General features: G+C 60.2%; 21 protein-coding genes and 1 pseudogene. 8 read left to right on the top strand and 14 right to left on the bottom strand.

Going from position 1 to position 24673, the window contains the following annotated elements; all coding sequences use genetic code 11:
- Position 1: 1 nt before the first annotated feature.
- From ACYZTY_RS21735 to ACYZTY_RS21710, 6 genes are all read right to left on the bottom strand, one after another.
- A complete protein-coding gene (locus ACYZTY_RS21735; RefSeq protein ID WP_461955413.1) occupies positions 2-1333 on the bottom strand; it encodes a DUF58 domain-containing protein in 1332 nt (443 codons plus the stop codon).
- Positions 1334-1502: 169 nt separating this feature from the next.
- Positions 1503-2504: an AAA family ATPase gene (locus ACYZTY_RS21730; RefSeq protein WP_461955412.1), complete on the bottom strand. Its 1002-nt coding sequence runs from the start codon at positions 2502-2504 to the stop codon at positions 1503-1505.
- Positions 2501-3664, bottom strand: a complete 1164-nt coding sequence (locus ACYZTY_RS21725) for a DUF4350 domain-containing protein (RefSeq protein WP_461955411.1) — start codon at positions 3662-3664, stop codon at positions 2501-2503. Before ACYZTY_RS21725 ends, ACYZTY_RS21730 begins: the two co-directional genes overlap by 4 nt.
- Complete coding sequence (locus ACYZTY_RS21720; RefSeq protein ID WP_461955410.1) at positions 3661-5205, bottom strand: DUF4129 domain-containing protein; 1545 nt, start codon at positions 5203-5205, stop codon at positions 3661-3663. The genes ACYZTY_RS21725 and ACYZTY_RS21720 overlap by 4 nt, the downstream gene beginning before the upstream one ends.
- On the bottom strand, positions 5192-6169 hold the full coding sequence (locus tag ACYZTY_RS21715; RefSeq protein WP_461955409.1) for a stage II sporulation protein M: 978 nt from the start codon (positions 6167-6169) through the stop codon (positions 5192-5194). Before ACYZTY_RS21715 ends, ACYZTY_RS21720 begins: the two co-directional genes overlap by 14 nt.
- Complete coding sequence (locus tag ACYZTY_RS21710) at positions 6166-6891, bottom strand: RDD family protein (protein ID WP_461955408.1); 726 nt, start codon at positions 6889-6891, stop codon at positions 6166-6168. Before ACYZTY_RS21710 ends, ACYZTY_RS21715 begins: the two co-directional genes overlap by 4 nt.
- Before the next feature lie 182 nt (positions 6892-7073).
- Between ACYZTY_RS21710 and sbcB the strand changes: the two genes are divergently transcribed.
- The gene (gene sbcB, locus ACYZTY_RS21705) at positions 7074-8504 is read left to right on the top strand and encodes an exodeoxyribonuclease I (RefSeq protein WP_461955407.1); all 1431 of its coding nucleotides are present in this window, start codon (positions 7074-7076) and stop codon (positions 8502-8504) included.
- A 99-nt stretch (positions 8505-8603) separates the two neighbouring features.
- Here sbcB and mvaT read toward each other — a convergent pair whose 3' ends face one another.
- Complete coding sequence (gene mvaT, locus ACYZTY_RS21700; RefSeq protein WP_007933316.1) at positions 8604-8981, bottom strand: histone-like nucleoid-structuring protein MvaT; 378 nt, start codon at positions 8979-8981, stop codon at positions 8604-8606.
- Positions 8982-9321: 340 nt separating this feature from the next.
- On the opposite strand from mvaT, the gene purU reads away from it, so the two are divergent.
- A complete protein-coding gene (gene purU, locus ACYZTY_RS21695) occupies positions 9322-10170 on the top strand; it encodes a formyltetrahydrofolate deformylase (RefSeq protein ID WP_461955406.1) in 849 nt (282 codons plus the stop codon).
- Between the two features lie 86 nt (positions 10171-10256).
- Positions 10257-10433 (top strand): hypothetical protein, encoded by a 177-nt coding sequence (locus ACYZTY_RS21690; protein ID WP_461955405.1) that lies wholly within the window; start codon positions 10257-10259, stop codon positions 10431-10433.
- Positions 10434-10638: 205 nt separating this feature from the next.
- Here ACYZTY_RS21690 and ACYZTY_RS21685 read toward each other — a convergent pair whose 3' ends face one another.
- The 5 genes and pseudogenes from ACYZTY_RS21685 to ACYZTY_RS21665 form a co-directional block, all read right to left on the bottom strand.
- Positions 10639-11634, bottom strand: coding sequence for a lysylphosphatidylglycerol synthase transmembrane domain-containing protein (locus ACYZTY_RS21685; protein WP_461955404.1), 996 nt, complete (start codon positions 11632-11634; stop codon positions 10639-10641).
- Positions 11631-12407 (bottom strand): DUF2334 domain-containing protein, encoded by a 777-nt coding sequence (locus ACYZTY_RS21680; protein WP_461955403.1) that lies wholly within the window; start codon positions 12405-12407, stop codon positions 11631-11633. Before ACYZTY_RS21680 ends, ACYZTY_RS21685 begins: the two co-directional genes overlap by 4 nt.
- The gene (locus ACYZTY_RS21675) at positions 12400-13521 is read right to left on the bottom strand and encodes a glycosyltransferase family 4 protein (RefSeq protein WP_461955402.1); all 1122 of its coding nucleotides are present in this window, start codon (positions 13519-13521) and stop codon (positions 12400-12402) included. Before ACYZTY_RS21675 ends, ACYZTY_RS21680 begins: the two co-directional genes overlap by 8 nt.
- A gap of 220 nt (positions 13522-13741) precedes the next feature.
- Positions 13742-14506 carry a methyl-accepting chemotaxis protein gene (locus ACYZTY_RS21670; RefSeq protein WP_427701491.1) on the bottom strand — a complete coding sequence of 255 codons (765 nt, stop codon included), beginning with the start codon at positions 14504-14506 and terminating at the stop codon, positions 13742-13744.
- A 141-nt stretch (positions 14507-14647) separates the two neighbouring features.
- Positions 14648-15487, bottom strand: a pseudogene (locus ACYZTY_RS21665) (HAMP domain-containing protein); the annotation flags it as partial.
- 332 nt (positions 15488-15819) lie between these two features.
- Here ACYZTY_RS21665 and ACYZTY_RS21660 point away from each other — a divergent pair.
- On the top strand, positions 15820-17307 hold the full coding sequence (locus ACYZTY_RS21660; RefSeq protein ID WP_461955401.1) for a helicase HerA-like domain-containing protein: 1488 nt from the start codon (positions 15820-15822) through the stop codon (positions 17305-17307).
- Positions 17308-17427: 120 nt separating this feature from the next.
- On the opposite strand, the gene ACYZTY_RS21655 is transcribed toward ACYZTY_RS21660, so the two are convergent.
- Positions 17428-17883: a DUF721 domain-containing protein gene (locus ACYZTY_RS21655; protein ID WP_461955400.1), complete on the bottom strand. Its 456-nt coding sequence runs from the start codon at positions 17881-17883 to the stop codon at positions 17428-17430.
- Between the two features lie 307 nt (positions 17884-18190).
- Here ACYZTY_RS21655 and secA point away from each other — a divergent pair, with 307 nt between their 5' ends.
- From secA to ACYZTY_RS21635, 4 genes are all read left to right on the top strand, one after another.
- On the top strand, positions 18191-20926 hold the full coding sequence (gene secA / locus ACYZTY_RS21650; RefSeq protein WP_461955399.1) for a preprotein translocase subunit SecA: 2736 nt from the start codon (positions 18191-18193) through the stop codon (positions 20924-20926).
- A gap of 122 nt (positions 20927-21048) precedes the next feature.
- Positions 21049-22266, top strand: coding sequence for a bifunctional glutamate N-acetyltransferase/amino-acid acetyltransferase ArgJ (gene argJ, locus ACYZTY_RS21645; RefSeq protein ID WP_461955398.1), 1218 nt, complete (start codon positions 21049-21051; stop codon positions 22264-22266).
- Positions 22267-22412: 146 nt separating this feature from the next.
- On the top strand, positions 22413-23045 hold the full coding sequence (locus tag ACYZTY_RS21640) for a glutathione S-transferase family protein (protein ID WP_461955397.1): 633 nt from the start codon (positions 22413-22415) through the stop codon (positions 23043-23045).
- Entirely contained in the window at positions 23042-23992 is a 951-nt protein-coding gene (locus ACYZTY_RS21635; protein ID WP_461955396.1) for a Nudix family hydrolase, read from the top strand. Before ACYZTY_RS21640 ends, ACYZTY_RS21635 begins: the two co-directional genes overlap by 4 nt.
- A gap of 99 nt (positions 23993-24091) precedes the next feature.
- Here the strand turns inward: ACYZTY_RS21635 and ACYZTY_RS21630 are convergent, their stop codons facing one another.
- Positions 24092-24673 carry a cob(I)yrinic acid a,c-diamide adenosyltransferase gene (locus ACYZTY_RS21630; protein WP_461955395.1) on the bottom strand — a complete coding sequence of 194 codons (582 nt, stop codon included), beginning with the start codon at positions 24671-24673 and terminating at the stop codon, positions 24092-24094.

Below are 24673 nucleotides of genomic sequence, written 5' to 3'. Positions count from 1 at the left end.
GCTAAATCTCCCCGGCCCTTTTCCAGCTCAAATACCGCGTCACCAACTCGGCCCCCAACTCAGAGGGCCGGGCATCCACCACCGGCACTCCATGAGCACTCAACCGCTCATGGAGTTGCGCCCGGTCATTCAAGTAATCCACCGTCCCGCAATAGGCCAGCGCCTCCGGCAAGGTTTGCACCGGTGCGTGCCGCAAATTGTCGAGCAAATCTTCGCGCAGGCTCGCCACCAGCACCCGATGCAGTTTGCTCAGGCGTTTGACGGCGGTGAGCAGTTCTTCGTCGTCTTCATCCCGCAGGTTGGTGACCAGCACCACCAGCGCCCGGCGTTTTTGTCGGGCCAGTAGCTGCGTAGCAGCGGCCTGATAGTCGGCCGGGAGTTGGGTGCTGTCGAGGTCGTAGACGGTGTTGAGCAGTACGTTGAGCTGGCCCGTGCCTTTGACCGGGGCGAGGTAATGCGGTCGGTCGCTGGCGAAAGTACTCAGGCCCACGGCATCGCCTTGGCGTAGCGCGATGTAGCTGAGCAACAGGCAGGCATTGAGGGCGTGATCGAAATGGGCGAGTTCGCCGTCCTGGCTGCGCATTCGGCGGCCGCAATCGAGCATGAAGATGATTTGTTGATCGCGCTCGTCCTGGTATTCACGGGCGATGGGTGTGCGTTGTCGTGCGGTGGCTTTCCAGTCGATCTGACGCAGGCTGTCGCCTTCGCGGAATTCGCGCAGTTGATGGAATTCCAGGCCCAGGCCACGACGTTGGCGCTGGCGCACGCCGAGTTGGCTGAGCCAGTTATCCACCGCCAGCAGTTCACCTCCGTACAGACGGGCGAAGTCAGGGTAGACGCGGGTGCTGTCGACGACGTTGAGCAGGCGTTTGTCGGACCATAAACCCAAGGGGCTCGGCAGGTTGATTTCGCAGTGTTCGAAGGTGAAGTGGCCGCGCTTGAGGGGGCGGAGTCGATAGCCAACCAGGCTTTGTTGACCGGGTTGCAGTTCTACCAGAAGCGGGAGGTTTTCGAAGCTCAGGCCTTGCGGAACATGGTCGAAGATCTGAATGTTCAGGGGGTGACTGAAGTCATGCTCGACCTCCAGACGCACTTCACTCCACCGACCGAGTGCGAGGCTGCCGGGCATTTGGCGCTGGAGGCGCGGAGAGGGCAAACGCTTGAGGCGAATGGCGTCGAGAACGGACAGGGCCAGCAACGCGAGCAACAATCCCCAGTTGATCGACAACAGGCGCGACGGTACGTCGAATTCCAGTGCCCGCAATGTGCCCAGGACGATGCCGATGGCCAGCAGGATGGCAAGCCAGATCAGCAACAGGCGTGACGGTTTCATCAGCGCAGACCTTTTGTGGCAAAACAGCTTTTTGTGGCGAGGGAGCTTGCTCCCGCCGGGCTGCGAAGCGGCCCCAACATTTCTGATAAGGCGAAGAGCTTGCCAGCGCTGCGCACTGGAGCGGGAGCAAGCTCCCTCGCCACAGAATTTGTGTTGGGCAGAGTCGTGTTCACAGTCGTGGCGCCGGTACTTGGTCGAGCAACTGCTTGAGCACTTGATCGACGTCCAGCCCTTCGATGTCGAGTTCCGGCGCAATGCGCACGCGATGACGCAGCACCGCCAGCGCGCAGCCTTTAATGTCATCCGGAATCACGAAGTCGCCACCGCGCAGCAACGCCCGGGCGCGGGCGCAACGCACCAGCGCAATGGAGGCGCGTGGCCCGGCGCCGAGGGTCAGGCCCGGCCAGGTGCGGGTGGTGCGGGCCAGGCGCACGGCGTAATCGAGGACCTGATCGTCCAGCGGCAGATCGCTGGCAATGCGCTGCAAGGCCAGCACGTCCTTGGCTTGCAATACGGTGCGCAGCGGTTGCACGTCGAGCATGTCGGCGCGGGTCGAACGGCTGACCTGACGGACCATGTCCAGCTCTTGCTCGGCGTCGGGGTAATCCATGCGCACCTTGAGCATGAAGCGATCGAGCTCGGCTTCGGGCAGTGGATACGTGCCTTCCTGTTCGATCGGGTTTTGCGTGGCGAGCACCATGAAAGGTTGCACGATGGGCAGGGCGCGACCTTCGAGGGTGACCTGGCGTTCCTGCATGGCTTCGAGCAACGCGGCCTGGGTTTTCGCCGGGGCGCGGTTGATCTCGTCGGCCAGCAGCAGGTTGGTGAACAGCGGACCTTTGCGCAGTTTGAACTGCTCGGTGTTCAGGTCGTAGACCGCGTGCCCGGTGACGTCGCTGGGCATCAGGTCCGGGGTGAACTGAATACGCGCGAACTCGCCGCCGAAGCAGCGGGCGAGGGCACGCACCAGCAGCGTTTTGCCCAAACCCGGCACGCCTTCGAGCAACACATGACCGCCAGCGATCAGCGCGGTGAGGACGTCGTCGATCACGCTGTTCTGGCCGATCACGGCTTTCTGCAACTCATTGCGCACGGCCTGGGCCAACTGACTGGCGCGCTGGCGTTGCTGGGCGGCGTGGGTCGCGCTGCCGGGCTCGATCTGTTGACTCATAGCGTGTTCCTCAAGGTTTGCAGGTGCGCGACCTGACGGCTGAAATCAGCGCTGGACAGCCGCTGTTTCGGTCGCGGGCTCATCGCCTGGCTGATGGCGCGAGTGGGTTGGCCGGTCAGGCGCGCGAGCACCAGCCATTGCTCGGCAACGCCGAGTTGTTCGAAACCGGGATGACGGCGCCGCACACGCCGCAGAATGTCTTGTTGCAAGGCTTGCAGCAGGTGCTGCTGGCCGTTGCGGCGCAACATGAAATCGGCGCTGGCGCGCAGGTGTTCCTGAAGTTGTCGGCGACCTTTCGCAGCCGGTTCCAGTAGCGGGCCATGGCGCACCGCGACATGCCAGAGCGCAAGACCAATCAGGGCGATGAGGGCGACCAACGCCTGAGGAAAGTTTCGCAGCAGCAAAGTCAGCAGGCTGTCGTGATCGGTGTTGAACAGCAGTGTCACGCTCGTGTCGGCGGTCAGGTACCAGAGCAGCCAGGCGTTGTCGTATTGATCGATGGCCGGGGTTTTCCACAGGTCGGCGTCGGTGACTACAGTGATCGAACCGAGCCCGTGGTTCAGCTGCATCATGTGTGTGGCCTTGCCACTGTTGGCCCAGGCTTGCGCGAGGTTTTTCGGGTCTTCAAGATGGAACGCGGTATCGAAGCTGGCGTAGGCCGGCGCGTCCTCGTCTTCCAGGTACAGCTTGGTCAGTTTGGGGTAGGGGTCGTCGAGGGGATCGGGCGGTGGATCCTTGAGGTCTTTGCTCAGCGACTGGTGCAGCTGCACGCGATCGAGCAGCAGGTCATTGCTCTGGCCAGCCTTTGCATCCCACAGCGACTGGGCGACAAACAGCAGACGCCCGCCGGCCCGGGTCCAGTTCATCACTTGATCAATCTGGCGTGGCGTCATGTTGTAGCGATCGCCGAGCAACAACAGGCTGTGCTGATGCGGATCGAGGGTGGGCAGCACGTCGAGGCTGTTGGCATGGCCGACGGTCAGGCCCTGTTTGCGCAGGAAATGCTCGGCGGCCAGATAGGGATTGGCCTGGGCTTCGGGTGTGGGGCCGTGATCGATTTCTGCCTGATAGGGCGTGGCCTTCAGGTACAGATAAACACTCAGCGCACCCACCAGCACGGTGATGAACACACCGATAGAAAGCCACAAGCGCCGGCTCAACGGGCCGCCCCCGGGCCGAATAATGTTCGCCAGCCGTCACACAGTTCCTGTTGCAAATGCGCGGGTGGCAGGCGATGCCCGTAGGCCATGTTCTGCCAGTGCCCGGTCAGGGTTTTGCTGAAGGCGAGCAAGGCCGGTTGGTGCAGTTGCTCGAGGCGTTGCAGTACCTCGCCTTCGGTGTCGGCGGGTTTCAGCGCCATGTTGTGATCGTGCAGCAAGTGGCTGAGCAGGGCGCGATAGAGCAACCCGAGGGCCGCGCGCGGGTTGGTTTGCCACAGGCTTTCGGCGCTGGCGGCGATGTCGGCGGGCAGGGTTTCGCGGCTCAGGTCCAGGCCGAACGCTTGCTGTGGCAACTGGCGCGCGGCTTTACGGGTTAACACCGGCCGACGGCTGACGAACGCCAGCAACCAGTCGCGGTAACGCCAGATCAACATGCCGACGCCGCCGAATACCGCACCCCACAGCAGCACTTCGATCAAGTTGGCGAGAAAACCGAAACGCTGGCTGTCGAGCAGGCTGGCGAGTGCCTTCAGCCATTCAGGTGTTTTCCCGTCGTCCGGGGTTTTGGTGTCGGGTTTGTCTTCGCCAAATCGATAGCGGGTCACCGTTTCCTTGTTCTTGAACGGCGGCTGATCGAGGAGGGTTTTGATGCTGTCTCTGGAGGCCTGGCTGGTCAGCGGTTGGTCCAGCAGGCGTGGGCTATCTGGGGTAATGACTGGCTCGGCAGCCCAGACGTTTTGTGCGGCCGGCACCAGCAGGATCACCGCCAACAGCAGAGTGACCGCCGTGGTGTTGAGGCGTTGGCGCAATCGGCGGAACACCAGTTCGATGTCCCAGGCTTCGAGCACCGTGCGCCGATTCAGGTAAAGGCTGAAACCGCAGGCTACATAGATCGGTTCCCAGACAATCAGCACCAGCACGTAAAAGGCATTGGTCAGGTGTTCCAGCCAGTTCCAGTCCTGCACCGCGGCGGTAATCAAGGTCTGCCAGCTCCAGTCGAGTTCGACCTGCTGTGGCAGGAACATGTAGAACAACACCATCAAGCCAATCCACAGCGCGCTTTCCAGATGCACGCCGATGATCGTCAACCACTGCGCGGCGCCGGCGTTGCGCTGCAGCAGTACCCGCAAGCGCTGTTGTCGTTCGTCACCCGCCAGGCCTTCGAGTTGCACCACCGGCATCAGAAAACTGCGGCTCAGACTCAGTCGGCGCCAGGTCAGGCTGGCCAGCAGTTGTGGCTTGAGCAGGCGCGGCCATTGGCGCAGCGCCTGTTTCAAGGTGGGCGTTTCACCGAACATGGATTTGGACAAGATGTACAACGGCAGTCGCTCGAACGCCGGTTTCAGCCACCAGAAGATGAACACGGCGAGGGAGGGTGAGTCCCACAGAAACAAGGTGAGCAGGGCGAAGATCGGCACGGTGATGATGGCCCAGCTGGTCATCAGCAGTCGTCGATGACGCTGGCTCAGCAGCACGCCCAGGTCCATGGCTTCCCAGGTGGTGCGCGGGCGGATCACCACCGTGGCGTCACTCAGGCGCATGGCGGGTTCGTCCGGCAAACAGCAGGTAAGTTGCCACCAATAGCCAAAGCGCCGCGCCGACCAGGTATTTGGTCATGGGCGCCGGCGCGGTCATCGACGACCAGTAGGCTTCGATAAATGCGGCAATCAGCAGAAACAGCATGACGCCGCAGATCAGCAACACGCTTTTACGTGCCGCCAGTCGCAACGCTTCCGCGCGGGGCAGGCGCCCCGGTGCGATCAAGGCCCAGCCCAGTTGCAGACCGGCGGCACCAGCCAGGGCAATGGCGCTCAGTTCGAACGCGCCGTGACCGATCACGAACGACCAGAAGGTTTGCCCGAAACCGATGTGCGTCAGGTGCCCGGCCACCGCGCCGATCATCAACCCATTGAAGAACAGGAAAAAGGCGCTGCCCAGACCAAACAGCAAACCGCTGGCGAAGGTCTGAAAGGCGATGCCGATGTTGTGCATGATGTAGTAACCGAACATCACCCAGTCTTCACTGGCGGCGCGTTCCGCCGAGCGGCCCAAATGACCGGCGACCGGGTCGTACATACTCTGCATCTCATTGACCTGTTCGGCCGGGATCAGGTTGTAGATCAGGTCCGGGAACAGATACACCAGCAGCGCGAAGCCGATCAGGCTGCCAAAAAACATCAGGCCGGCGGCGAGCACGAAACGCCATTGTTCGCGCACCAGTCGCGGGAAACCGGCAAGTATGAAGCTCAGTATGTTGGCGCCCAGTCGACTGCGATGCCGATAAAGCTGTTGATGCCCGCGTAGCGCTTGTTGCTGCAACGAGTCGATCAGGAAACTGCTGTAGCCGCGCTCCTGAGCCAGTGCCAAATGCTGGCAGAGCCGCCGATAGTCTCTCGGGAAACTGGCGATTCCGGATGCTTTCTTACCGCGCTCCAGTTGTACGAGCATCAGGGAAAACTGCTCCCATTCGGCCTTGTGGCGATTTTCGAAAAGGCTTTGTTTCATGCGGGCCCCAACAAACCACGGGCGATGCCGTTGAGTTCCGCCACAGCGCGTGGTTCAGAAACCTGCAACGGTTGGGCAAGGATGGACGCGAGTTCATGGGTCCGCGCCTGGGAGAGTTCACTCTGGCGTTCGGCAAACCCGAGGATGGCCCGTTGTTCGGGCAGCGTCAGGGCAAAGGCCGGGCGCCGAGGCGGGACGTCGGGCAGTTGTGGTCGGGTCAACGGTTGTTCACGGTAGATGACTAGCGTGCCGGCGGCGAGGTCGCCGAGGCGTTTGAAGGAGGGGTGTTGCAGGCAGCTGATGGCGCCGAGGAAGTAGCCAAACGGCAACAGGTCGACGAATCGCAACAGGTTACGCAAGAGCGAAGCAGACCAACCGATCGGGGTGCCGTCGTCCTGTACCACGCGCAACCCCATCCATTGTTTGCCCGGCGACCGGCCCTGATTGAGCACCTCGAACAGCACCATGTACCACCAGCTCACCCCGAACAACAGGATCGAGCCCAGCCCGGCACCGAGTTTTCCGAGAAACGCCAGAACGATAAACAGCACGCCGAGAATCAGCCCGCGCAGCCCGAGGTCGATGGAGAAGGCCAGCGCACGCACCATCAACCCGGCCGGGCGCAGTGGCAAGTCGATGCCTTCGGGCGTTTCGACTTGATACCGCGTATCCAGTGGCGGGGGCAGCGTCGCTTTCCTTGGCAGTGCTGTGGTCTCGAGCATGGGCAACCTTGATGTGGCCTGTTCGGGATTCGATGTCCGTCCGATGCTAGCAGCCTCTCGGGGGGAAACGACATAACTATGTATTGCACGGTGAGTGGCCAGAGGTGATTGAATGACAGATTACTGGCCGGGGCGGGATGTGAACGCCTAGACTTTGCCGATCTTCAGTTCAGGAACAGCCCGTGACCTCGATCTTCTGGTACGACTATGAAACCACTGGCATCAACCCCCGATGCGACCGCCCGCTGCAGGTGGCGGGAATTCGCACCGACTTCGATCTCAATGAAATAGACGAGCCGGTCAACCTGTTTTGCCAACCAAGCGATGACATCCTGCCGCATCCGGCCGCTTGCGCGATCACTGGCATTACGCCCGGCCAGTTGGCCGAACACGGTTTGAGCGAAGCCGACTTCATGACCCGGGTGCATGCTCAGTTGGCGGCGCCGGGGACGTGCGGGGCGGGTTACAACACCTTGCGTTTCGATGACGAGATGACCCGTTACAGCCTGTACCGAAACTTTTTCGACCCGTATGCGCGCGAATGGCAGGGCGGCAACAGCCGCTGGGACTTGATTGATGTGGTGCGAGCAGCCTACGCCTTGCGTCCCGATGGTCTCGTCTGGCCAACGGATGATGACGGGCGGGTGACGCTCAAGCTCGAACGGCTGACCGCCGCCAATGGCATTGACCACGGCAATGCCCACGAGGCGCTGTCGGACGTTCGCGCCACCATCGCCCTCGCTCGTCTGATTCGCGAGAAGCAGCCGAAGTTGTATGAATGGCTGTTTCAGTTGCGCGGCAAACAAAAGGTGATGGATCAGATTCGGCTGTTACAGCCGATGGTGCACATTTCCGGGCGATTCTCGGCGGCTCGCAGTTATGTGGGGGTCGTGCTGCCACTGGCCTGGCATCCGCGCAACAAAAACGCCTTGATTGTCTGTGACCTGCATCTGGACCCCCAGGGTTTGCTCGATCTGGATGCAGACACCTTGCGTCAGCGGCTGTATACACGCCGCGATGACCTGGCCGACGGCGAACTGCCGGTGCCGCTCAAACTCATTCATATCAATAAGTGCCCGGTGGTGGCACCGTTGTCGGTACTTCGCCCTGACGATCAGCAACGCCTGGGACTGGACATGGGCCTTTATCAGGAACGTGTACTGCGGCTAAGTGACGCACAACAAGTTTGGCGGGATAAAGTGCTGGCGATTTATGCCAGCGAAGATTTCACCCCGAGCCAGGACCCCGAGCAACAGTTATACGATGGTTTTATCGGTGATCGTGATCGTCGACTTTGTGAGCAAGTCAGGGCCGCCGACCCTGCCCAATTATCACAAGAGCAATGGCCTTTCGATGACGAACGTTTACCTGAATTATTGTTTCGTTATCGCGCACGCAACTTCCCTGATACGTTGAGTTTCGAGGAGCAAGAGCGCTGGCGAATATTCTGTCAGCAACGTTTGTCGACCCCCGAGTGGGGGGCGCCAAATACGCTAGAAACTTTTGTAGAAGCCGCGGCCCAATTGAACGTTACTGCTACATCGTTTCAGCGAGAGGTGCTGAATGAATGGCAAAATTATGTCCAGGGATTACGCAAACGTTTGAATCTTTGAAAACGAGAAATGCCCGGTTTTTATACCGGGCATAAAAAAACGCCAGCATCAGCTGGCGTTATTTTTTGTCGCGGATAAGTCTTTGACAACCTCTGGGGATTAGCCCAGCAGGGTAGCCCAGCCTTCAACCACGTCACCGCCCCACTTGGCTTTCCACTCTTTCAGAGTCTTGTGGTTGCCACCTTTGGTTTCGATGACTTCGCCGTTGTGCGGGTTTTTGTATTGTTTAACTTTGCGAGCACGCTTGGTGCCGGTAGTTTTTACTGCGCCGCCGCGTGGCGCTTTGGTTTTGGACTCTGGATCCAGCAAAGCGATGATGTCACGCAGGGACTTGGAGTATTCGCCCATCAGGGTGCGCAGTTTGCCTTCGAATTCCAGCTCGGTTTGCAGTTTGTCGTCTTGGGACAGGTTCTTCAAACGGGCTTGCAGCTCTTTGATAGCTTCTTCGGTGGCACGATATTCGTTGATCAAGGACATGAGGACTACCTTATGTTGGGCGCTGGATGGCAGGGTGACAGTGCCGCAATAATAGTCAGGGTGTTTCATCAAGTAAACATTTAACCGGTGTTTTATTTAAATTAGTTGCGGTGAATAGGGCGCAAATTGAACGCAGAGTTAAAAGTGTGATGCAGTCATCACAGATATTCACAATTGAATGCTTGAAGATTGACTACAAGAACACCATCGCGCGGGCGGCGAGGTGCTGCCGGATCCTGTTCCACTGACCCGCGTGCAGGGCAATGCGTCATCAATACTGCAGTTTTGCTGCGCAATCGCTAGAATGGCGGCCTTTGCGAAGTTCTGGAGTTTCCCCCTCATGCGCACTTTTCGGCTGGTGATTGCTTGCCCGGACCGCGTCGGCATCGTTGCTAAAGTCAGTAACTTTCTGGCGTCACATAACGGCTGGATCACTGAAGCGAGCCATCACTCGGACAATCAGAGTGGCTGGTTCTTCATGCGTCACGAAATTCGTGCCGATTCGCTGCCTTTCGGTATCGAAGCCTTTCGCGAAGCGTTTGCACCGATTGCCGAAGAGTTCTCGATGAACTGGCGCATTACCGACACCGCGCAGAAAAAGCGCGTTGTGTTGATGGCCAGCCGCGAGTCTCACTGCCTGGCCGACTTGCTGCACCGCTGGCACAGTGATGAACTGGACTGCGAGATCTCCTGCGTGATTTCCAACCACGACGACTTGCGCAGCATGGTCGAGTGGCACGGCATTCCTTATTACCACGTGCCGGTCAATCCACAGGACAAAGAGCCGGCCTTCGCCGAAGTCTCGCGGCTGGTCAAACATCACGATGCTGAAGTGGTGGTACTTGCCCGTTACATGCAAATCCTGCCGCCCGCGTTGTGCCGCGAATATGCGCACAAGGTCATCAACATTCACCACAGCTTCCTGCCGTCGTTCGTCGGCGCCAAGCCGTATCACCAGGCTTCCATGCGTGGCGTGAAGTTGATCGGTGCGACGTGCCACTACGTGACCGAAGAGCTGGACGCTGGTCCGATCATCGAGCAGGACGTGGTGCGCGTCAGCCACAGTGACAGTATCGAAGACATGGTGCGTTTCGGCCGTGACGTCGAGAAGATGGTGTTGGCCCGCGGTCTGCGTTATCACCTGGAAGACCGGGTGCTGGTGCACGGCAACAAGACCGTAGTGTTCTGATAGCCACACAACACGGTTGAAATTCGAAGGGCCTGGGCGTTCAATCGCTCCAGGCCCTTCGCCGTTTCTGCACTGAGGACATGACCATGGCCGATCCACTCGACAAAGCCACCTCCAAGGCCCCCGCCACGTTGGGGGAGGGCTGCCTAAGTCGCTACGACCCGGATGACATGAGCCCCGAAGACGGCACGGAGTTCCCCGGTGCCGCCGAGTTGTGGGAGCAGTTGCAGCAAGAACCCGACGAAGAAATCGGGGAAGCCTGAAAGATCGTCCGAACGCAGCCCTAACCTTCTACAGTTCCTGCATGGAGATTTGCGGTGAATGACCCATCGTCATCGCGAGCAGGCTCACTCCCACATTGGATCTGTGCCACACCAAAGCTCCCCTGTGGGAGTGAGCCTGCTCGCGATGAGGCCCGAATCGGCGCTGCAAATCTCCTTGTAGGGGCTGCCGCGGGCTGCGATCTTTTCAGACCTGCTTGAACTTCATCAGCTTCTTGAGCAATGGCCGTCCCAGCATCAGCAAAAACACCGGGCCACCCACCACCAGGTAGAAGTAATACGTCACCGCCCGCCAGATCAGAATCGCTGCCGCGGCAGTGGATTTCCCCACCATGGGCGCCAGCAGCGCCGCCGACGTCAACTCCGCCGCACCGGCACCGCCCGGTAACAGACTGAATTGCCCGGCACTCAGCGACAGCATCTGGATCAGGAAACACCAGGCCCACTGTAAATCCGCACCCAGCCCGCGTAACGCCAGATACAGCACGCTATAGCGCAGGAGCCAATGCACGCAGGTCAGGGCGAACACCTTGATCAACGTAAGAACAGGCAGCTTCAGCGTGTCAGTGAACGCTGCCAGAAAGTGCAGCAGCTTTCGCGCCCAGCGCAGGCGCGTGGTGCCTTTGACATTAAGGCGAACGAGCAACCGGCCACTCAAGCGAATCAGCAGTCGATGGTAGCGGGCCACCACCACGCAACTGAGCAACCCGCCGAACATCGAGATGGCACTGACGATCAGCAACCATTCCAGGCGTTCGCTGAGGTGCTGGAACAGCGCATAAATCAGAATCCCGCTCAACGCGCAGAGGAAAAACAGCAGGTCGCTGAGCTGGTCCATGGCGAACACCGCGCTGCCCCTTGCCGGGCGCACGCCATTGCGCGCCAGCAACGCCATGATGGTCAGCGGGCCACCGCTGCCGCCGGGTGTGGCGCAGTAGGCGAACTCGGCGGCCATCACCACGCCAAGGCTTTTGAGCCGGCCCACCTTGTCGCACTGGTCGCCCAATAACAGGCGCAAGCGCTGGGTGTTGACCACCCAGCACAGCAAGATCATGCCGAACATGATCAGCAATTCATTCAACGGAAAGTTTTGCAGTCGTGACCACGTCTCGTTGCCGCCCAACAGCAACGGAATCAGCACCGCGGCGAGCAGGGCGATAAACAGCAGAATCCCCCGGCTCATGCGGCGCGACCGAGACGGTCACTGTGCCGCGAGAGCCACTGGGCCTTGGTCATCGGCACGCGACCTTCATCGAGCAAGCGCCTGAGGGTTTGCAGCCAGTAATTGCGTGAAAACCCATGACGCATGTCCACCGGGTGCAGGCCGAGACGAATCACCGGCGCTTGCCGCCAACGCTGTTCACGCTGATTGCTGACGAATTTCGACAGGCCCCGGCGCCAGGCACTGCGCGCACTCCAGACCAGTCCCGGCGCATCGATGGCCGTGAAATCCGGCAGTCGATAGAGATGCTGAGGATCACTGGTGTAGCTCAGCGGTAACTGGCGTAACGCCTGACGCGTGCCTTCGCTCATCAGCCAGGCCGGGGCGACGAAGCCTTCCAGCGGCCAGTGATAGCGATGGAACACTTCGATTCCAGCCCGCAGGCGGGCGAGGGCGGCGGCTTGGGTCAGGCTGTAAAACTCGCCTTCGCGGGTATAGATCCTGCGCATGAACCAGTCTCTGGGATTGCTGGGAGTAGAGGCTTCATCGCAATGAAAGTAGCCGTGCAAGGCCAGTTCGTCACCTCGGGCGACGCGGCTGGTGAGCAAGCGTCTGAATCCCGGGTGCTCGTCCAGATCGTTGTGCTTGTGGAAGTTCGGCACCACCAGCCAGGTCATCGGCACCTCGCCCAAGGCATCCACGGCTTCGACAAAAGGCTGGTAATCGCCCCAGGTTTGCGGCGCAACGTCGTGCAGCACGAGTAACAGGCTGGGCGGGTTCATGGGCTCAACCATTGGCGGTCGCCGGCCATTGGCTGCCGAGAACAGCGTGATAGTGACCCAGCAGGCTGGTGACCACGGTGTCCCAGGCGTAATGCTGTTCAACATGACCGCGGGCTCGTTTACCCAGGGCGGCGCTCCCCTGACCGAACAGCTCGCGCACGGCGTTGGCCATCGCCAAGGGGTTGTTCGGCGCGCAGAGCAGGCCGCATTGATCGGTCACGATTTCCTGAAAGGCCCCGGCCGCCACGGCCACGACCGGAATGCCGCTGGCCATCGCTTCGAGGATCACCAGGCCGAATGTTTCCTGATCGCCGGCATGCACCAACGCGTCAGCGCTGGCCATTAACCGCGCGACTTGCGTGGCCGGGCAAAACTCCTCGATGACGGTCACGTTGTCCGGCACCACGGCGGGCATCGACGAGCCGACCAGCAGCAGGTGATAGCGAGGCCCGAGACGCTGCATGCAGCTGAGCAGGACCGGCAGGTTTTTTTCCTTGGAGCCCCGGCCGGCGAAGATCAGCAGATGGGTGTTTTCATCGATGCCCAGTTCAGCCCGCAAGCCGCTGTCCCTGGCTCCGGGATGGAACGTTTGCAGATCGACGCCCAGCGGCTGTACGAACACATTCTTCACCCCCAGACCGATCAGTTTGTCGGCCATGATCTTGCTCGGTGCCAGAACCCGGTCGAAGTTGCCATACAGCTTGCGGACATAGGCTTCGACATTCGGGGTCACCCAATTGCCCATTCGATTGCTGACCAGCAGTGGCAGGTCCGAGTGATAAAACCCGATTACCGGCACATCCAGCTGCCGACGCGCATCCAGAGCCGCCCATGCGGTGAGGTAAGGGTCGCCGACTTCGATCAGATCGGGCTGTAAGTCTTGCAGGACATTTCGCCATGGAGCCAGGCGGAGGGGGAAACGATAACCCTTGCCGAAGGGCAGGGCCGCGGCTGGGACGGTGTAAACGCCATCCTGTTCACTCAGGTGTGCCCCCGGGATCAGCAAACTGTGGCGAATGCCTGGCTTGATACTCAGGCGACGGTGCTTGGCATCCAGATACGTGCGCACGCCTCCGCTGGCAGGGGCGTAGAACATGGTTATGTCCGCGATATGCACAATGAGCATCCCTCCGGTCCGTTGTTCTCCCTTGGTTGACCTTTATGAAGGATAGATGTTCGGTTGGGGTTTTGTGGCGGGGGAGTCGGCGAGGTTTTTGCGGTGTATTACAGACCGCCTTCGCGGGCAAGTCGGATCGCCGCCCGCTCGCTCCTACAGGTTCACACGAATCCTTGTAGGAGCGAGCGGGCGGCGATCCGACTTGCCCGCGAAGAGGCCCTATCAGTCACTAAATACGGAAACTGCCTACCAACTGCTTCAAACGCGCCGCCTGCTGCTCAAGGTCCGAGCAAGCCCGCAACGTCGATTGCAAGTTCTCCACACCTTCCTGATTCAGCGTATTGATCTCGGTAATGTCGACGTTGATCGACTCCACCACTGCCGTCTGTTCCTCAGTCGCCGTCGCCACCGACTGGTTCATCCCGTCAATCTCACCGATACGCAACGTCACGCTGTTCAACCGCTCGCCCGCCAGGTTGGCGATTTCCACGCTGTCCTGGCTGTGGCGCTGGCTGTCGCTCATGGTGCTGACGGATTCGCGAGCGCCGACTTGCAGCTCCTCGATCATGGTCTGTACCTGTTGCGCCGATTCCTGCGTGCGATGCGCCAGGTTGCGCACTTCGTCCGCCACCACCGCAAAACCCCGTCCGGCTTCACCGGCACGGGCCGCTTCGATGGCGGCGTTCAGTGCCAGCAGATTGGTTTGCTGGGAGATGCTGGTGATCACTTCGAGAATTTGCCCGATGTTCACGGTTTTGCTGTTCAGCGATTCGATATTGGTACTGGACGCGCTGAGCATGCTCGACAGCTGATTCATCGCTTTGATGCTGCGATCCACCACTTGTTGGCCGTCTTCGGCCAGGCTGCGGGCATCGCTGGCCTGACTGGAGGCCTGGGCGGCGTTGCGGGCGATTTCCTGGGCGGCGGCGCCGAGCTGGTTGATCGCCGCGGCCACGCTGCTGGTGCGCGAGGCTTGCTGGTCGGAGTTGAACATCGACGAGTTCGAGGCAGCGACCACACGCAGCGCGACTTCGTTGACCTGGCCGGTGGCCGAGGACACTTCACGGATCGAACCGTGAATACGTTCCACGAAACGGTTGAATGCGGTGCCGAGAACGCCGAATTCGTCGTTGTTGACGATGGTCAGACGCTTGGTCAGGTCCCCTTCGCCGTCGGCGATGTCCGCCATGGCGCGGGTCATGACGTGCAGCGGCTGAATCAGGATGCGGATTAGCATGCCCAGCAGCGCAATGATGATCGCCACGGCGATGATGGTCGCGACGACCGCCGAGGTGCGGAATTCGCTGAGCATCGAGAAGGCTTTGTCTTTATCGATCGACAGGCCGATGTACCAGTTGACCGACGGCAGGCCTTTGATCGCGGTGAAGGTGACGATGCGGGTCTTGCCGTCAACCTCCACTTCACTGAAGTCGCTGCTGATGCGCGGGGTGTTTTTCGGGTACGCCTCGCTCAGGGATTTCATCACCAGGGTCTTGTCCGGGTGAACCAGGATCTTGCCGTCGGCGCTGACCAGGAACGCATAGCCCATGCCGGAGAAGTCGCGGGCGCTGAGGGTGTCGATCAGGGTTTGCAGGCTCAAGTCGCCGCCCACCACGCCCACGCTTTGTCCGGCCTTTTTCGAGGCGGTGGCGATGGAGATGATGGTCTGGCCGGTGGCCGCATCGATATAGGGTTCGGTCAGGGTCGCCGTGCTGCTGCTTTCGGCGCCTTTGTACCAAGGGCGCACCCGCGGATCGAAGCCGGCGGGCATTTTTGCGTCCGGGCGAATCGTGAAGCTGCCGGTGGCATCGCCCAGGTAGGATGCCATGAAGGTCGACGTCAGGGCTTTCTGCTCAAGCAGACTGGCGACGTTGGCCTGTTCAGGATTGACCGCTATGTTTTGAGCAAGGTTGTCGATCAGCAGGATACGACCGGCCAGCCAGGTCTGGATGTTGTTGGCGGTGACGTCTCCCATCTCATTGAGGTAATTGTCCAGGTTTTCGCGAATGGCGTTGCGCTGCAGGTAGTCGTTGTACAGTGTGAACGAGGCGAAGGCGGCAATAACAATGAGGGCGGCGGCAAGCAAAATTTTATGGCTGAAGCGCAGGTTTTTGTTCATGGCTTGGGGTTCCGCTAAGGTCTTAATGTCCTGAGCGTGCTTTTATAAAGGCACGCAAAATGGGCAATGTTGAAAAAAAGCTGATATTTCCATCCTCTCCTTAGGGAATTACCGACGCTATTTTCGGATTGGTCTTACAACTATTTATATCGGCCGTGCAGGATCAAAGATTAACCATGGGTGACAAAATGCCTGACTCATCGCAACTCGTTATCGGCGCTGACCTTGGCGGCCAGCCTGTCTCTCAGGCCATGCGCCTGGCGAACCGTCACGGTCTGGTCGCGGGCGCTACCGGCACCGGCAAGACCGTCACATTGCAGCGCCTGGCCGAAGCATTCAGCGACGCTGGCGTGGCGGTGTTCGCGGCAGACATCAAGGGCGACCTGTGTGGCCTGGGCGCCGCCGGCAATCCTCAAGGCAAAATCGCCGAGCGGATCGCCGGGATGCCATGGCTGAACCACAAGCCTGCGGCGTATCCGGTCACCCTGTGGGACATCCACGGTCAATCCGGTCATCCATTGCGCACCACCTTGAGTGAAATGGGGCCGTTGCTGATTGGCAGTCTGCTGGAGCTGACCGACAGCCAGCAGTCGGCGCTGTATGCCGCGTTCAAGGTGGCGGACCGCGAAGGGCTGTTGCTGCTGGACCTCAAGGATTTGAAGGCGCTGCTCAATCACCTGCGCGACAACCCCGAATTGCTGGGGGACGACGCGGCGTTGATGACTACCGGTTCCAGTCAGGCGCTGTTGCGGCGTCTGGCGACCCTGGAACAGCAGGGCGCCGAAGCGCTGTTCGGTGAGCCGGCGCTGCAACTCGAAGACATTTTGCAACCGACGGCGGATGGTCGTGGACGTATTCACTTGCTGGATGCCAGTCGTCTGGTACACGAAGCGCCGAAGGTGTATGCGACGTTCCTGCTGTGGTTGCTGGCTGAGTTGTTCGAGCAACTGCCGGAGCGTGGCGATTCGGACAAACCGCTGTTGGCGCTGTTTTTCGACGAAGCCCATTTGCTGTTTGCCGGCACGCCCAAGGCGTTGCAGGATCGCCTGGAGCAGGTGGTGCGGCTGATTCGCTCCAAAGGCGTGGGCGTGTATTTCGTCACGCAATCGCCGGGCGACTTGCCGGATGACGTGCTGGCTCAGCTCGGCCTGCGTATCCAACACGGTTTGCGCGCCTTCACCGCCAAGGAGCAGAAATCCCTGCGAGCGGTGGCGGAAGGCTTCCGGCCCAACCCGGCGTTCGACGCTTTGTCGGTGCTGACTGAGCTGGGGATCGGCGAGGCGCTGGTCGGCACCTTGCAGGACAAGGGCACGCCGGAGATGGTCCAGCGTGTTTTGGTCGCACCGCCGCAATCGCGGATCGGGCCGTTGACCGAAACCGAACGCACGGTGCTGATCGCCGGGTCGCCGTTCAAGGGGCGGTATGACAAGCCGGTTGATCGGGAATCGGCGTACGAAATATTGATGGGTCGTAAAGGTCTGGCGCCGGAGCCTGACGCCGTTCCGGGTAAACCGGCGGCCGAAGAGCCAAGCTTCACCGACAAGGCCGGGGAATTCCTCGGCACGGCGGCGGGGCAGGCGCTGAAATCGGCGATGCGCCAGGCGGCCAATCAATTGGGCCGACAGCTGGTACGCGGTCTGATGGGCTCGCTGCTCGGCGGCAGCAAACGCCGATAGCCAGCGAGCACAATCAAACTGTAGGAGCGAGCCTGCTCGCGAAAGCGATCTGACATTCAACGCATTGGTTGTCTGACACACCGCTATCGCGAGCAGGCTCACTCCTACAGGGGTTCTATGTCATTCCTTGGGTTTGGCGTGCGCCGCAAGGCGTTCCAGCGCCGCCCGCAGATTCGGATCGCTGATCCCATCGGCCGTGGCCTGAATGGTCGCGCCCGCGTCCGTCGACAAACTGATGGTATGCCCCGCCGCCCCTTGCTGGACGGTCGGCGGCTGCACTTTGAACAAAATCCGCGTCAGGCTGGCGAATTCGTCGAACATCTGTAACTGGCGTTGCAGACGCTTTTGCTGATAACGCAGGCGGGTGGCCCAATGACCGTCGGTGACGATCAGCAACAAACTGCCTTCGCGCCACGAGGCCACGTGGCAATGCTCGCGCGCGGCAGGCTGCAACTGGCTTTCGAGCAGACGTTGTAAATGACCCAGGCGTTGAGCGTGACTGAAAATGGCTTTCAGCGGCTTGGCTTCGCGAAGCAGAACGGCGGGTGCTCTGGCCGTGAGAGGGCGAAATGCCATGATCAGACACCTGAAGTAACAGAGCCGCCATGGTAGCAGAAAGCACCACCTGCACCCGACCCATTGCTTTGCGAGCGCTTTACCCATTAAATCAACGAGTAACTTCTGCCGCGAATGGCTTGAAGTTGCGCAAAAAGCCCTTATTTTAAGTGAGCCCCGTTACAGCGCAGTGCATGCATCGTGGAATAACGCCACTTTCCTCACCATCGTTTCCGGGTAGAATGCTCGTTCGCATGCGGCCATGAGGGCTGCACGGGCGACTCACGGGGCCGCCCTCCATCCCTTTAGTGTGGAAGATCCTGCCGATATGTTTGCGCCTTTGTTAAAGAAACTTTTTGGAAGCAAGAACGAGCGTGAAGTCAAACGCATGCTCAAGACGGTGCAACTCGTCAATGCCTTCGAAGAGCAAATGGTGGCCCTTTCGGACGATCAATTGCGTGCCAAGACAGATGAGTTCAAGGCCCGCATCGCCAAAGGGGAAACCCTCGACAAGCTGTTGCCAGAAGCCTTTGCGGTCGCCCGCGAAGCCGGCAAGCGTGTCATGGGTATGCGCCACTTCGATGTCCAGCTGATCGGCGGCATGACCTTGCATGAAGGTCAGATCGCGGAAATGCGTACCGGTGAAGGCAAGACCCTGGTGGCAACACTGGGCGTTTACCTCAACGCACTGTCCGGCAAGGGCGTGCACGTTGTGACGGTGAACGACTACCTGGCCCGTCGTGACGCCAACTGGATGCGTCCGCTCTACGAATTCCTCGGCATGTCGGTCGGTGTTGTCACGCCGTTCCAGCCGCCGGAAGAGAAACGTCTGGCTTACGCTGCCGACATTACCTACGGCACCAACAACGAATTCGGTTTCGACTACCTGCGCGACAACATGGCGTTCAGCATGGAAGAAAAATTCCAGCGCGAACTCAATTTTGCCGTGATCGACGAAGTCGACTCCATCCTCATCGACGAAGCCCGTACCCCACTGATCATTTCCGGTCAGGCCGAGGACAGCTCCAAGCTGTACATCGAGATCAACAAACTGATCCCGCAGCTGGAGTTGCACGTCGAAGAAGTGGAAGGCGAAGTCACCAAGGCTGGCCATTACACCGTCGACGAGAAGACCCGTCAGGTCGAACTCAACGAAGCCGGTCACCAGTTCATCGAAGACATGCTCACCCGCGTCGGCCTGTTGGCAGAAGGCGAGAGCCTGTATTCGGCGCATAACCTGGGTCTGCTGACTCACGTTTATGCCGGTCTGCGCGCTCATAAACTGTTCAACCGCAACGTTGAATACATCGTACAGGACGGTCAGGTAGTGCTGGTCGACGAACACACCGGTCGTACCATGCCGGGTCGTCGTCTGTCCGAAGGCCTGCACCAGGCCATCGAAGCCAAGGAAAACCTGAACATCCAAGCCGAGAGCCAGACCTTGGCTTCGACCACGTTCCAGAACTACTTCCGTCTGTACAACAAGCTGTCCGGCATGACCGGTACTGCGGACACCGAAGCGTTCGAATTCCACCAGATCTACGGTCTGTCGGTGATGGTTATCCCGCCGAACAAACCGCTGGCGCGTAAAGATTACAACGACCTGGTGTTTCTGACCGCCGAAGAGAAATACGCGGCGATCATCAATGACATCAAGGAATGCATGACCCTGGGCCGTCCGGTGCTGGTGGGTACTGCAACCATCGAAACTTCCGAGCACATGTCTGCGCTGCTGCAGAAGGAAGGCATCGAACACAAGGTCTTGAACGCCAAGTTTCACGAAAAAGAAGCCGAGATCATTGCCCAGGCCGGTCGCCCGGGTGCGTTGACCATCGCCACCAACATGGCCGGTCGCGGTACCGACATTCTGTTGGGCGGCAACTGGGAAGTGGAAGTCGCGACCCTGGAAAACCCGACCCCTGAGCAGATCGCCCAGATCAAGGCCGACTGGCAGAAACGCCACCAGCAAGTGCTGGAGTCGGGCGGCTTGCAGGTGATCGCTTCCGAGCGCCACGAATCGCGCCGTATCGACAACCAGTTGCGTGGTCGTGCCGGTCGTCAGGGTGATGCTGGTTCGAGCCGTTTCTACCTGTCGCTGGAAGACAGCCTGATGCGCATCTTCGCCTCTGACCGGGTGAAGAACTTCATGAAGGCCCTGGGCATGCAGTCCGGTGAAGCGATCGAGCACCGCATGGTGACCAACGCCATCGAGAAGGCTCAGCGCAAGGTTGAAGGTCGTAACTTCGACATCCGTAAGCAACTGCTCGAGTTCGATGACGTCAACAACGAACAGCGTAAAGTGATTTATCACATGCGTAACACGTTGCTGGCCGCCGACAACATCGGTGAAACCATCGCCGACTTCCGTCAGGACGTGCTCAACGCCACCGTCAGCGCGCACATTCCACCGCAATCGCTGCCTGAGCAGTGGGACGTGGCCGGTCTGGAAGCCGCGTTGCAGAGCGACTTCGGTGTGGCGCTGCCGATCCAGCAATGGCTCGATGAAGACGACCACCTGTACGAAGAAACCCTGCGCGAGAAGCTCATGACCGAGCTGCTTGCCGCGTACAACGAGAAAGAAGAGCAGGCGAGCGCCGAAGCGCTGCGCACCTTCGAGAAGCAAATCGTTCTGCGTGTGCTCGACGACCTGTGGAAAGACCACCTGTCGACCATGGATCACCTGCGTCACGGCATCCACTTGCGTGGCTACGCTCAGAAAAACCCGAAGCAAGAGTACAAGCGCGAGTCGTTCACGCTGTTCTCCGAGCTGCTGGATTCGATCAAGCGCGACTCGATCCGTGTGTTGTCGCACGTTCAGGTTCGTCGCGAAGATCCGATCGAAGAAGAGCAGCGCCTGCGTCAGGAAGCCGAGGCACTGGCCGCGCGCATGCAGTTCCAGCACGACGAAGCGCCGGGTCTTGAGCAACCGCAATTGCTTGGTGAAGAGGTCGACGTAGCTCTCGCCACCGCACCGGTTCGCAACGAACAGAAGCTGGGCCGTAACGAACTGTGCTACTGCGGTTCGGGCAAGAAATTCAAGCATTGCCACGGGCAGATCCAGTAAAACCCGTTTCATACGCTGAAATACCCGCGCCGCGACCGGCATAAGCCGTCGCGGCGTTTTGCCATTTACACCACCGTTCTTCCTGAAAGCGGTGCTGACATCATTTATTAAGGAGCGCATTCATGGCTGTTGGTCTTGGTCCTTTGCCAACGTTGCACCCGGTTGCCGGTTTTGAACTCGGTATTGCCTCGGCCGGTATCAAGCGCCCGGGGCGCAAGGATGTCGTGGTCATGCGCTGCGCCGAAGGCTCTACGATTGCGGGCGTGTTCACCCTGAACGCCTTTTGCGCCGCTCCGGTGATTCTGGCCAAACAACGCGTGCAAGGCCCGGTGCGTTACCTGCTGACCAACACCGGCAATGCCAACGCCGGCACCGGCGAACCTGGTCTGGCCGCTGCCGAGCGCACGTGCGCGAAACTGGCTGAATTGACCGGCGTTGATGCCAGCCTCGTGCTGCCGTACTCCACCGGTGTGATCGGCGAGCCGCTGCCGGTCGAGAAAATCGAAGGCGCCTTGCAGGCTGCCCTAGATGATCTGTCGGTCAACAACTGGGAAGCTGCTGCCACCGGCATCATGACCACCGATACCTTGCCAAAAGGTGCCAGCCGCCAGTTCCAGCATGACGGTGTGACCATCACCGTTACCGGCATCAGCAAAGGCGCGGGGATGATCCGCCCGAACATGGCGACCATGCTCGGCTACATCGCCACCGACGCCAAAGTCTCCCGCGACGTGCTGCAAAACCTGCTGCTGGATGGCGCGAACAAGTCGTTCAACCGCATCACCATCGACGGCGACACGTCGACCAACGACTGCTGCATGCTGATCGCCACCGGTCAGGCTGCGCTGCCGGAAATCACCTCCGCGAGCGGTGAATTGTTCGCCAAGCTGAAACAAGCGGTGTTCGAAGTGTGCATGGACGTGGCCCAGGCCATCGTGCGTGACGGCGAAGGCGCGACCAAGTTCGTGACTGTCGAAGTCAACGGCGGCGGCACTCACCAGGAATGCCTGGATGTCGGCTACACCGTCGCGCACTCGCCGCTGATCAAGACCGCGCTGTTCGCTTCCGATCCGAACTGGGGCCGTATCCTCGCCGCCGTCGGCCGTGCCGGTGTACCGAACCTGGACGTGAGCAAGATCGACGTATTCCTCGGCGAAGTCTGCATCGCCAGCCGTGGCGCTCGCGCCGCGACCTACACCGAAGCCCTGGGCGCGGCGGTGATGCAGCAGGAAGAGATCACCATCCGTATCGAACTGGGTCGCGGCGATTGCAGCGAAACCATCTGGACCACCGACCTGTCCCACGAATACGTGAAGATCAACGCCGAGTACCGCACCTAAGATAGATCGCCTTCGCGGGCAAGCCTCGCTCCTACAGATCACACCACCTGTAGGAGCGAGCGATGCGGCGATCCGACTTGCCCGCGAAGACTGCCGACCAAACACTAAAGATTCTGGCCTGCTTCCCTTCTCAAAAGGTCCCGAACATGAGCCTCCACCTGATCATCGGCGACAAACTGCTTTCCTCCTGGTCCCTGCGTGGCGCGCTCGCCCTTGACCTCACTGGCGCCCCTTACACCGAAGAACTGATCAAGCTGAATCAGCCAGACACCCGCGAACGTCTGCTCAAGCACTCGCCGACCGGCAAAGTCCCGCTGTTGAAAACCGAACACGGCACCATCGCCGACTCCCTGGCGATTGCCGAATACCTGGCCGAGCAATTCCCCGATGCCGGGCTGTGGCCCAAAGACACTGCTGCTCGTGCCCAGGCACGTTCGGCCTGTGCGCAGATGCACGCCGGGTTCTTTGCCATGCGCGGCAACATGCCGTTCGACCTGAGCCGCGATGCACCGCTGACGCCGACGCCTCCTGACGTGCAGGCAGACATCGAGCGCATGCTGGCGTTGTGGGCCGAGTGCCGCGAGGCCGCTACTGAAACCGGTCCGTTCCTGTTTGGCCGCGCGACCCTCGCCGATGCCTTCTTCGCTCCGATTGCCGTGCGCCTGCGCACTTATCAGGTGAAGTTGCCGGCGGTTGACGAAGCCTATGTCGAAACCCTCTACCAATGGCCGTCGTTCAAGGCCTGGCAGAAGGCAGGTCTGGAGGAGATCGGGCAGTGAAACGAGTACACGTAGCCGCCGCCGTTATCCGTGACAGCAGTGGCAAGATCCTTATCGCACGCCGTGCCGACACCCAGCATCAGGGCGGCCTGTGGGAATTCCCCGGGGGCAAGGTCGAGGACGACGAATCCGTCGAAACCGCCCTGGCTCGCGAGCTCCAGGAAGAACTGGGTATTGTGGTCAGCGCTGCGCGACCGTTGATCAAAGTCCGCCACGATTACCCGGACAAGCAAGTGTTGCTGGACGTCTGGGAAGTCTCGGCCTTTACCGGCGAACCCCACGGCGCTGAAGGCCAGCCTTTGGAATGGGTGGCTCAGCGCGATCTGCTGAGCTACGAATTCCCGGCGGCCAACCAGCCAATCGTTGCGGCTGCTCGGTTGCCTGCCGAATACCTGATTACCCCGGCAGACCTGGAAACGCCGGCGCTGCTGCGCGGTATCCAGAAAGCCATCGCTGGCGGCATCAAGTTGATCCAGCTGCGTGCGCCCAACGGCTATGATCCGAAATACCGTGATCTTGCCGTGGATGCGGCGGGGCTGTGTGCCGGCAAGGCGCAGTTGATGATCAAGGGGCCGTTCGAGTGGTTGGGCGACTTCCCGTCCGCGGGCTGGCACATCACGTCGGCGCAGTTGCGTAAATACGCGGCAGCGGGTCGACCGTTACCGGCATCGCGCTGGTTGGCGGCGTCTTGCCACAACGCTGAAGAACTGGCGCTGGCCGAGCAGATGGGGGTGGATTTTGTGACCTTGTCGCCGGTGCAGCCGACGCTGACCCACCCCGATGCGCTGCCGTTGGGTTGGGAGCAGGCTTCGGCGCTGATCGAAGGCTTTAGCAAACCGGTGTTTTTGCTCGGTGGTGTTGGCCCGGCTGAGCAGCAGAAGGCTTGGGAGTCGGGGGCACAGGGTGTGGCGGGGATTCGGGCGTTCTGGCCTGATTCTTTGGTGTAGCCATTGGCCTCTTCGCGAGCAAGCCTCGCTCCTACATTGGATCGCGAGTGATTCCGTAGGAGCGAGGCTTGCCCGCGAAGGCGGCCTGACAGGCGCCGATTATTCCTGAGGTTTAGCGGCCGGCTGCCAAAGAATCTCCGCAATCCCCTGGCGCTTGGCAATTACCCTTGCCACCACAAACAATACATCCGACAACCGATTGATATACGCCAACCCAACCCCGGCCAACGGCTCAATCGCATTCAAATGCTGACAGCGACGCTCAGCGCTGCGCGCCAGGCTTCTGCACACATGGGCCTGCGCTATCAGCGCTGAACCACCCGGAAGAATGAAATTCTCCAACGGCCCCAGTTCTTCATTCCACACATCGATCGCCGCTTCCAGGCGTTCGATTTCCGCTGCATTCAAAGCCTGATACGCCGGCATCGCCAACTCGCCACCCAGATCGAACAACCGATGCTGGCAGGGCGCCAAAACCTCAATCACTTCATTCAAACCCGGATACGCAGCGCTTTCCGCCGTCAGCCCGGCCAATAGCACGCCCACTTGGCTGTTCAAGGTATCGACTTCGCCAATGGCCTCGATCCGTGGGTGGTCCTTGGGCACGCGGCGGCCATCGCCGAGTCCGGTTTCGCCTTTGTCGCCGGTGCGGGTGTAAATCTTCGACAAGCGAAAGCCCAT

This window comes from Pseudomonas sp. LB1P83, assembly GCF_054897885.1.
The sequence above is the reverse complement of the archived record's forward strand: the minus strand, read 5'-3'. Positions and strand labels throughout refer to the sequence as shown.

Excerpts from the sequence above, each read along its gene's own strand:
- ACYZTY_RS21670 (WP_427701491.1), bottom strand. The coding sequence starts at position 14,506 with ATGTTCAACTCCGACCAGCAAGCCTCGCGCACCAGCAGCGTGGCCGCG.
- ACYZTY_RS21685 (WP_461955404.1), bottom strand. The coding sequence starts at position 11,634 with ATGAGCCGGGGGATTCTGCTGTTTATCGCCCTGCTCGCCGCGGTGCTG.
- ACYZTY_RS21690 (WP_461955405.1), top strand. The coding sequence starts at position 10,257 with ATGGCCGATCCACTCGACAAAGCCACCTCCAAGGCCCCCGCCACGTTG.
- secA (WP_461955399.1), top strand. The coding sequence starts at position 18,191 with ATGTTTGCGCCTTTGTTAAAGAAACTTTTTGGAAGCAAGAACGAGCGT.
- ACYZTY_RS21720 (WP_461955410.1), bottom strand. The coding sequence starts at position 5,205 with ATGCGCCTGAGTGACGCCACGGTGGTGATCCGCCCGCGCACCACCTGG.
- ACYZTY_RS21715 (WP_461955409.1), bottom strand. The coding sequence starts at position 6,169 with ATGAAACAAAGCCTTTTCGAAAATCGCCACAAGGCCGAATGGGAGCAG.
- ACYZTY_RS21710 (WP_461955408.1), bottom strand. The coding sequence starts at position 6,891 with ATGCTCGAGACCACAGCACTGCCAAGGAAAGCGACGCTGCCCCCGCCA.
- ACYZTY_RS21655 (WP_461955400.1), bottom strand. The coding sequence starts at position 17,883 with ATGGCATTTCGCCCTCTCACGGCCAGAGCACCCGCCGTTCTGCTTCGC.
- ACYZTY_RS21660 (WP_461955401.1), top strand. The coding sequence starts at position 15,820 with ATGCCTGACTCATCGCAACTCGTTATCGGCGCTGACCTTGGCGGCCAG.
- ACYZTY_RS21640 (WP_461955397.1), top strand. The coding sequence starts at position 22,413 with ATGAGCCTCCACCTGATCATCGGCGACAAACTGCTTTCCTCCTGGTCC.
- ACYZTY_RS21675 (WP_461955402.1), bottom strand. The coding sequence starts at position 13,521 with ATGCTCATTGTGCATATCGCGGACATAACCATGTTCTACGCCCCTGCC.
- purU (WP_461955406.1), top strand. The coding sequence starts at position 9,322 with ATGCGCACTTTTCGGCTGGTGATTGCTTGCCCGGACCGCGTCGGCATC.
- argJ (WP_461955398.1), top strand. The coding sequence starts at position 21,049 with ATGGCTGTTGGTCTTGGTCCTTTGCCAACGTTGCACCCGGTTGCCGGT.
- ACYZTY_RS21735 (WP_461955413.1), bottom strand. The coding sequence starts at position 1,333 with ATGAAACCGTCACGCCTGTTGCTGATCTGGCTTGCCATCCTGCTGGCC.
- mvaT (WP_007933316.1), bottom strand. The coding sequence starts at position 8,981 with ATGTCCTTGATCAACGAATATCGTGCCACCGAAGAAGCTATCAAAGAG.
- ACYZTY_RS21630 (WP_461955395.1), bottom strand. The coding sequence starts at position 24,673 with ATGGGCTTTCGCTTGTCGAAGATTTACACCCGCACCGGCGACAAAGGC.
- ACYZTY_RS21730 (WP_461955412.1), bottom strand. The coding sequence starts at position 2,504 with ATGAGTCAACAGATCGAGCCCGGCAGCGCGACCCACGCCGCCCAGCAA.
- ACYZTY_RS21680 (WP_461955403.1), bottom strand. The coding sequence starts at position 12,407 with ATGGTTGAGCCCATGAACCCGCCCAGCCTGTTACTCGTGCTGCACGAC.